This is a genomic window from Stenotrophomonas sp., from assembly GCF_059505245.1.
Genome location: NZ_JCACKF010000006.1, coordinates 1 through 7,972 on the forward strand (window position 1 = coordinate 1; position 7,972 = coordinate 7,972).

A 7,972-nucleotide genomic window follows, 5' to 3' on the forward strand; every position below is an offset into this window, starting at 1 on the left:
TGGTCGGTGCTGTGGATTTCGTGCCAACCAAGGTTGGCACCTACCAGGGCGATGCGGCGGTTGTTGCGGGGGGTAGTGCCGGCCGCTGGCCGGTAACCGCCGTTGGTAGATGCCGACCTTGGTCGGCGCTGTGGGCGGGCCAACCAAGGTTGGCACCTACCAGGGCGATGCATCGGTTGTTGCAGGGGGTAGCGCCGGCCGCTGGCCGGCAACCGGTTTTGGTAGATGTCGACCTTGGTCGACGCTGTGGATTTCGTGCCAACCAAGGTTGGCACCTACCAGGGCGATGCATCGGTTGTTGCAGGGGTAGTGCCGGCCGCTGGCCGGCAACCGGTTTTGGTAGATGCCGACCTCGGTCGGCGCTGTGGATTTCGTGCCAACCAAGGTTGGCACCTACCAGAGCGATCGCGGGTATCAGAGCAGCCCTTCGCGCTTCACCGCCAGATAGCGTTCCACCAGCGCGCCGGGCAGGGCATCGGCGGTCACGTCCAGCACCATCACCTTTTCGCTGCGCAGGGCCTCATGCGCCTTCGCGCGTTGCTGCAGGTACAGCGCGGCGGCACCGGCCTGGGTGGCGTCTTCCAGTGTCTGCACCTCGCCCTCCAGTGCGCCGTCCAGCTCGCGTTCGCGCAGGCTGGCCACGCACACCAGGTGGCGCCGCTGCAGCAGGCGCACTGCCGCCAGCAGGTCTTCGATGTCCTCATCACGCACGTTGCTGACCAGCATCACCAGCGCACGCCGGCGCTGGCGCAGCGACACCTCGGTGGCGGCGGCCAGGTAATCGGTGGCCACCGCGCGTGGCTGCAGGTCGTAGCTGGCGCGCAGCAGGTGCTCGACCGTACCCATGCCGCGCTGCGGTGCCACCCAGCGGCGTTCGCCACCGGCAGCGTACAGGCCGGCAGCGTCGCCCTGGCGCAGCGCCAGGTAAGCCACCACCAGCGAGGCGTTCAAGGCATGGTCGAAGTGCGAGAGCCCGCCTTCGCTGGCCAGCATGCGCCGGCCACTGTCCAGCATCAGCAGCAGCTGCTGGTTCTTCTCGTCCTGGTATTCGCGCGAGATCAGCTTGCGCGCACGGGCGGTGGCCTTCCAGTCGAGCTGGCGCAGGCTGTCGCCGATGCGGTACTCGCGCATCTGGTGGAAATCGGTGCCTTCGCCACGGCGGCGCTTCACGTGCGCACCGACCAGCCGCGAGGCCTGGTCGGCACTGAACAATGCGAAGCGGGTGAGCGGCACGAAGTTCGGATAGACCCGCACCTCCAGCGCCGGCGGCAGCGTGCGTTGCTGCCACCACAGGCGCCACGGCGAACGCATGCGCAGGTGCACCCCCTCGAAGCGGAAGTGCCCACGCTGCAGCGGCTGCAGGTGGTAGTGCAGGGTGGACGCCGTACCGGCCTGCAGGCGCACGCGCTGCGGCAGCGCTTCCAGCGGCCAGCCGCCGGGCACCAGGTCGAACACCTGCACCGTCATCGATTGCTCGGCCTGCAGGCGCAGCGCCGCCTCGCGGCGCACGCCCAGCGCCAGCGCTTCGGGCAGCTCGCGCTGTACCTGCGGCGACGGACGCCGCGACTGCCGCCACAGATCCCACAAGGCGGGCAGCGCGATGACGACGGCTGCCAGCGCCCAGCTCCAGCGCGGCAGCCACCCGCCCAGCACCAGGCCGCCCAGGGCAGCCCAGGCCAGCAACAGCGCCAGCAGCAGCGGGGCCGGTCTCATCGGCGCGGTGCTTCCACCTTGGCCAGCAGCGCGCCCAGCACGTCGTCGGCGTCCTGGCCTTCGATCTGCAGCTCCGGGGCCAGTGCAATGCGGTGGCGCAGCGCCGGGCGCGCAATGTCGCGCACGTCGTCCGGCGTGACGAAGTCACGGCCGGCCAGCACCGCCTGCGCGCGCGAGGCACGCACCAGCGCGATGCTGCCGCGGGGGCCAGCGCCGACCGCGATGCCCGGCCACTGCCTCGTGGCCGCCACAATCCGTACCGCGTAGTCGATCACTTCGTCATCGACGGTGATCGCCGCGGTCGCGCGCTGCAGTTCCAGCAGCTCGCCGGCCCCCAATACACGCGGCACCTGGCTCAGGTCGAAATCGCTGGCGGCACGGCCACTGGTGATCGCGGTCACCATGCGCCTCTCGTCCTCCAGCTGCGGGTAGTCGATCAGCACCTTCAGCAGGAAGCGGTCCAGCTGTGCTTCCGGCAACGGGTAGGTGCCTTCCTGTTCCAGCGGGTTCTGCGTGGCCAGCGCCATGAACGGCGGCGCCAGGGTGAAGGCCTTGCCTTCGATGGTCACCTGGCCTTCCTGCATCACTTCCAGCAGGGCCGACTGGGTCTTGGCCGGGGCACGGTTGATCTCGTCGGCCAGCAGCAGGTTGGTGAACACCGGGCCGCGACGGATCTTGAAGCTCTCGCTCTTCGGGTCGTACACCGCGTGGCCACTGACGTCGCTGGGCATCAGGTCGGGGGTGAACTGCACGCGCCCGTAGTCCAGCTCCAGGGCCTGTGCCAGTGCACGCACCAGCAGGGTCTTGCCCAGACCGGGCACGCCTTCGATCAGCACGTGGCCACCGGCCAGCAGCGCCACCAGGATCTGGTCCAGTACATCGGCCTGGCCGATGAAGGCGTGTCCAACGGCGGTGCGGATGGCATCGACGCGTTCGATCAGGCGGGCGTTGGCGGCCGCCGGCAGCTCGGGGACTTCGGTCATAGCAGGGATCTCATCTGGAGCAGCAAGCGGATGCGCTCGCGCAGGGCGGAGGAATCGTGCGGTGGCGGGGGCGTGAGCGCGCTGGCAACACGGCCTTGCGGCCATTTCAGCAGCTCGGCGATGGCCTGATCGCGCGGCGCACCGTCCAGTGCAGCGGCTACCGGTGCGCGCAGGCGCAGGCGATGCAGGAACAGGGCGAACACGGCGTCGTACAGGCGCGTGCCGTGGCCGAAGCGCAGCAGCAGCTCGCCACTGGCACGCACGTGCTCCAGCAGCGAGCGGCGTTCCAGCACCGGCGACGGCAGCAGGCTGCCGAAGCGCTGCGAGCGGGCCCACAACCAGCCCAGCAGGGCCAGCAGCAGCGGCGCCCACAGCGGCCAGCCCTGGTAGAACAGGCGCGCCCACAGTGACGGCGGGCGGCTGGCATAGACCAGCCAGAACGCTCCCTTGCCGTAATTCGGGTCGAGCAGGTAACGGGTCAGGTCGCGGTGCGAGAGATCGTGCAGGCCATCACTGGCCTTGCCTGCGGCCGACGCCAGGCGTGCCGCCGGCGAATCCACCTCGCCGCGCATGAATTCCATGTCGGCCAGCACGCTCACCTTGCCCTGGCCATGGTGCAGGCGTGCGAACACCAGGCTGTGCTCGTTGCCCCAGCGCCGTTCGGCCCGCGCATTGGCGGCAAAGCCCAGCGTGAAGCGACGGCCACCGCAGAACTCGACGTGGCTGGGATCATCGATGACGTGGAATGGCTGGCAGTCGCTCTGCTGATACAGGCTTTCCACGCCCAGCTGGTCCAGCAGGGGCCCCTGCGTGCTGCTGGCGTCGTCCTCGGCGGGCGGCGGCGTACGCACCAGCAGATGGCCACCACCATCAACCCAGGCCAGCAGGGCCCTGGCCGCCGGTGCCGGCAGTTCGCTGCTGTCCTGCAGCAGCACCACCGTATCGTGCGGGCCCAGCGCCATCTGCTGCAGGTCCAGCCGCGGCCGCGAGTGCACCTCGATGCCATCGGCACGCAGGGCCTGGCCCAGCACGTACAGCGGGTTGTAGCCAGCTTCGCCCTGCGGCGGCAGCTGCACGGTCTCGGTCACGCGTTCGTGCGTGCGCAGGTAAAGGATCGTCAGCGGCACGCCGAACAGCACCAGCGCGCCCAGCAGCAGCGACCAGAACAGGCGCGGACTCATGCCAGCCACCTGTACTGCCGGCGCAGGGTATCGGCCAATGCATCGAAATCGGCGCGGCTGGGCAGGCGGCCACCGTAGGCGGCGTACTGCCACATGCGCACGATGCGCGCGAACAGGTCACGGTCGGTGGCATCGGGCATTCGCCGCGACGCGCGCAGGCATTGCGCTTCGGTAGCACCGGGCGGAAGCGCGATGCCGCTGCGCTCGCCCACCGTGCGCACGCTGGCGCGGTACAGCAGGGCCAGCGCCTGCCGCGGCCGCCCCTGGTCCCACAGCAGGCCGGCCTGGGTGGCCACGTCCGGCGGCAGCACGACCGGCAGTTCCACCGGTTCTTCCACTACCTGCGGTGCGGCCTCGGCCTTGCGCCGGCCACTGCCGCGCAGCCACGGCAGCCACAGCCGTGCGGTCAACAGCAGCACCAGCAGCAGGACGCCCAGCAGGCCCCACAGGCCCCACTCGGCCAGGCGTGCCAGCCAGGCGATGCCGTCCTTGCGCGCTTTGCGTTCACCCTTGCTGTTGGTGTCACGCTGCAGCTGCTTGTCTTCCTTCTTTTTTTCCTCGGCCTGCTCGATCGGCTTCCAGCGCGTGACCTGGCGGGTCGGGCGCTGCAGCGGGTCCTCATAGGCGCGGTTCACCGCCTGGCGGAAGCCGGCGGTGTCCACTGGCGCTGCACCGAAGATCATGGCCGGTGCATTGGCCGGATCGTTCGCCGCAGTGGCCGGTTCCTCCGCGCTGTCCTCGTCCTCTCCGGCATCGTCCGCCTGTTCTGCGGCCGTCTGCGCGTCCTGCGCATGTACTGGCGCGGAGGCCAGCGGCAGGGCAAGGCACAGCAGCAGCGCCAGCGTCGATGCCGCCGGCAGCAGCCGCTCGCGCAGGCGGCGCAGGGCGATCTCCACGTCCCACGCTTCCATCTGCGTGCGCCGGTTCAAGTACAGGCCGAAGCCGGCGCCGACGTAGAACGGACCGATCAGCACCGAGGCCAGCCAGCACGCCAGGTTGAAGCCCGCCCGCGCCCAGGCGGGTGTGTCCTGGCCGATCATGTCCCACGCGGCACGCCATGATTCGGACATCAGCTCCAGCGGCATGAACATGAACACCGCGCCGATCGCACCGGACACCAGCACCGCTTCAAACGCCATGCAGGCCACGGTCAGCACGGCGGCGGCACCCGCCGCACCAGCGGCCACGGCACGGCGGCGTGCACCGCGCTGGGCCGGCGCATTGCCCTCCAGCAGGTTCACCGGCAGGCACAGGCTGCGCAGCACGCTGAAACGGCGCCAGCCCAGGTAGCCCCAGAAACCTGCATTGCCCCAGCTGCGTTGCGCGCGCAGGGCCGCCAGCGTACCGACCGGCTCGCCGAAGATGCCACGCGACAGCACGTACAGCGGCGCCCGTTCGAACAGCGGCTTGCACCACCACATCGCCAGCCACGCCCAGCCGAATGCATCCAGCCACCAGCCCAGCGCGTTGAAGACCACGAACAGCGGCGCACTGGCCAGCAGCCAGCTGCCCCATACCGCGCGTGCGTGGCGGCGCGACAGGGCGCTGCCCAGCTCCATTGCTTCCCAGCCGCTGCGCGCGCGCAGCACCACGTCCAGGTGATCAATGCGCATGGCCGCCTCCGCGTCCGCCGCGCCACAGCCACAGCAGCACGCCGGCCCACAGCATGCCGGCCACGCTGAACTTGCCCCACGCCGGCACGTCGGCAATCGACGACCAGAAGGCTTCGATGAACGCGGCCACCAGTAGCATGAACGCCACGCCCAGGCACAGGCGCGCACCGATGCGGCCGCCCTCGACCAGTGCATCCAGGCGGCTGCGCCGGCCGGGTGCCAGCAGTTTCATGCCCAGCTGCAGGCCGGCACCGCCGGCGATCACGATCGCGGTCAGCTCGAAGGCACCATGGCCTGCGACGAAGCGCCAGAACGGATCACCATGGCCGATGTGCTGCAGGTGGCCCGCCACCGAACCGATGATCACGCCGTTGAACAGCAGCACCAGCAGCGTGCCCAGGCCGGCCAGCAGGCCGCTGGCGAAGGTACGCAGGGCGATGCTGATGTTGTTGAGGATGTAGTGGCCGAACATCATCCAGTCGGTGCCGCTGTCGCGTCCCAGGCGCTCGGCGGCCGGATCGTACATGCGCTCCATCTCGGCGATCTGGCGGTTGTCCATCACCATGTGGATCAGGTCCGGATAGACCTGCACCAGCACGAAGCAGGCCAGCGCCGGCAGCGCGAACATCGCCAGCGCCACCCACATGCTGCGCGCCTGGCTGCGCACCAGCAACGGGAAGTCGGCCACCAGGAATTCCAGCGCACCGCGCCAGCGCGTCGGCGGCGTGCGGTACAGCACGCTGTGGCCCTGCTGCATCAACTGCTGCAGGCGCTGCACCAGCTGCGGGCTGTAGCCACGCTCGCGGGCCAGCGCCAGCTGCTGGCACAGGCGCCGGTAGCGCTGCGGGAAGGCGGTATCGTCCAGCGCGAGCGCGCTGGCCTTGCGCCGCGTGCGGCGCGAAGCACCGGCGCGCAGCAGCAGCCAGTGTTCCAGGTCCTGCCATTCCTGCTGGTAGCGGGCGACGAACTGTTCCTGCTTCATCGCCGCCCCAGCAGCCAGTTGGCCATGGCATACAGGCGCAGCACGCCGACCTGGCCGTGGGTGCCGGTCAGTGGCTCGGCAATGCCGGCCAGTTCCTGCTGGCGTGCCGCCGACAGCCGCGGCGCGCGCTCGGCGAAGGCCATCAGCGCCGCCTGTTCTTCCGGTCGCAGCGGCTGCGGCGGGGCCAGCACGCTGTCGATGGTGGGCGGAGGCGGCAGGTACAGCACCGGTGCATGCACCACCACGGTACCGGCCACCAGGTCGCCGAGGCGGCGGCCGTGGGAATCGAACAGGCTGCTGATCAGGCCCAGTGCATAGCCGAACGGCAGCATGTCCACGGTGCGCAGCAGGTTGCGGGTGATGGCGGCCATCCAGCCCACCGGCGCGCCATCGCGCGCGAGCACGCGCAGGCCCAGTGCGCGCTTGCCCAGGGTGCGGCCCCACCGCGCTTCGCAGACGATCGGGTAGGCCCAGTAGACCAGGAACATCAGCACCAGGCCGAGCCCGGAGCCGAACGAATCCAGCAGTGCCAGCGGAATCGACATCAGCACCAGCACCGCGATGCGCACGCCCAGATCGATCAGCCAGGCCATCGCCCGGGGCACCGGTCCGGCCGCCGGCAACTGCAGCGGCACACCCTCCGGCGTCACCACCTCGCGGTAGGTATCGAGCATCGGTGCGGCCATCAGTGCGATGGCCTTCGTTGTGGGCGGCGGAGTCCTCTCCGGCAGGCAGCCACAGGCATGGGGGTCTCGACAGGTCCTGGTCGGGCCCAGACTTTAGCAGAGCCGCATGGCGGCGTTGGCCGTTCAGCCCAGGTATTCGTCCTTCAGCCGCACGTAGTGGTCGGCCGAATAGTGCAGCGACTCGATCTCCTTGTCGCTCAGCGTGCGCGCCGGGCGGGCCGGGTTGCCCACCCAGAGCTCACCTTCACCGACCACCTTGCCCGGGCCGACCACCGCTCCGGCACCGACGAAGCCATGGCGTTCCACACGGGCGCCATCGAGGATGCAGGCGCCCATGCCGATCAGGCTGTAATCACCGATGGTGCAGGCGTGGATGATGCAGCCATGGCCGACGGTCACGCCTTCGCCGATCAGGGTCGGGTAGCCGGCCTTGTTGTACGGGCTGTGGTGGCTGACGTGGATGATGGTGCCGTCCTGCACATTGGTGCGCGCACCGATGCGGACGTAATTGACGTCGCCGCGGATGATCGTACCCGGCCACACTGATACGTCCTCGGCCAGTTCCACGTCACCGATGAGGGTGCAGGCCGGATCGATGTACACGCGCTCGCCGAGGACGGGCATCTTGTCGCGGAAGGGGCGCAGCGGGTTCATCGGTGTCTCCAGAAATCAGGGCGTTCACCGCGATGATACCTGCGTGGTAGTGCCGGCCGCGGGCCGGCAACCGCATGATGCGCCCCTGGAATTCTGCGGTTGGCGGCCAGCGGCCGGCACGACCCGCGAGGGGTGGTAGCGGTTTCCCATGCCGTAAACC

At 69.6% G+C, this 7,972-nt stretch carries 7 protein-coding genes; all 7 read right to left on the minus strand.

Features of this window, described 5'->3' with window-relative positions:
- Positions 1-414: 414 nt before the first annotated feature.
- Positions 415-1,713: a DUF58 domain-containing protein gene (locus AC5JLE_RS02145; protein WP_014648783.1), complete on the minus strand. Its 1,299-nt coding sequence runs from the start codon at positions 1,711-1,713 to the stop codon at positions 415-417.
- A complete protein-coding gene (locus AC5JLE_RS02150; RefSeq protein ID WP_099475633.1) occupies positions 1,710-2,696 on the minus strand; it encodes an AAA family ATPase in 987 nt (328 codons plus the stop codon). The genes AC5JLE_RS02145 and AC5JLE_RS02150 overlap by 4 nt, the downstream gene beginning before the upstream one ends.
- Positions 2,693-3,877 (minus strand): DUF4350 domain-containing protein, encoded by a 1,185-nt coding sequence (locus tag AC5JLE_RS02155; protein WP_496064980.1) that lies wholly within the window; start codon positions 3,875-3,877, stop codon positions 2,693-2,695. Before AC5JLE_RS02155 ends, AC5JLE_RS02150 begins: the two co-directional genes overlap by 4 nt.
- Entirely contained in the window at positions 3,874-5,490 is a 1,617-nt protein-coding gene (locus tag AC5JLE_RS02160) for a DUF4129 domain-containing protein (protein ID WP_049404932.1), read from the minus strand. The genes AC5JLE_RS02155 and AC5JLE_RS02160 overlap by 4 nt, the downstream gene beginning before the upstream one ends.
- Positions 5,480-6,472 carry a stage II sporulation protein M gene (locus AC5JLE_RS02165; RefSeq protein WP_014648779.1) on the minus strand — a complete coding sequence of 331 codons (993 nt, stop codon included), beginning with the start codon at positions 6,470-6,472 and terminating at the stop codon, positions 5,480-5,482. Before AC5JLE_RS02165 ends, AC5JLE_RS02160 begins: the two co-directional genes overlap by 11 nt.
- Positions 6,469-7,158: an RDD family protein gene (locus tag AC5JLE_RS02170; protein WP_049404933.1), complete on the minus strand. Its 690-nt coding sequence runs from the start codon at positions 7,156-7,158 to the stop codon at positions 6,469-6,471. Before AC5JLE_RS02170 ends, AC5JLE_RS02165 begins: the two co-directional genes overlap by 4 nt.
- Positions 7,159-7,281: 123 nt before the next feature.
- Positions 7,282-7,812, minus strand: a complete 531-nt coding sequence (locus AC5JLE_RS02175) for a gamma carbonic anhydrase family protein (protein ID WP_014038860.1) — start codon at positions 7,810-7,812, stop codon at positions 7,282-7,284.
- Positions 7,813-7,972: the final 160 nt, after the last annotated feature.

Bases quoted from the DNA above. Each gene is read 5' to 3' on its own strand.
- AC5JLE_RS02145 (WP_014648783.1), bottom strand. From the start codon at position 1,713: ATGAGACCGGCCCCGCTGCTGCTGGCGCTGTTGCTGGCCTGGGCTGCC.
- AC5JLE_RS02150 (WP_099475633.1), bottom strand. From the start codon at position 2,696: ATGACCGAAGTCCCCGAGCTGCCGGCGGCCGCCAACGCCCGCCTGATC.
- AC5JLE_RS02155 (WP_496064980.1), bottom strand. From the start codon at position 3,877: ATGAGTCCGCGCCTGTTCTGGTCGCTGCTGCTGGGCGCGCTGGTGCTG.
- AC5JLE_RS02160 (WP_049404932.1), bottom strand. From the start codon at position 5,490: ATGCGCATTGATCACCTGGACGTGGTGCTGCGCGCGCGCAGCGGCTGG.
- AC5JLE_RS02165 (WP_014648779.1), bottom strand. From the start codon at position 6,472: ATGAAGCAGGAACAGTTCGTCGCCCGCTACCAGCAGGAATGGCAGGAC.
- AC5JLE_RS02170 (WP_049404933.1), bottom strand. From the start codon at position 7,158: ATGGCCGCACCGATGCTCGATACCTACCGCGAGGTGGTGACGCCGGAG.
- AC5JLE_RS02175 (WP_014038860.1), bottom strand. From the start codon at position 7,812: ATGAACCCGCTGCGCCCCTTCCGCGACAAGATGCCCGTCCTCGGCGAG.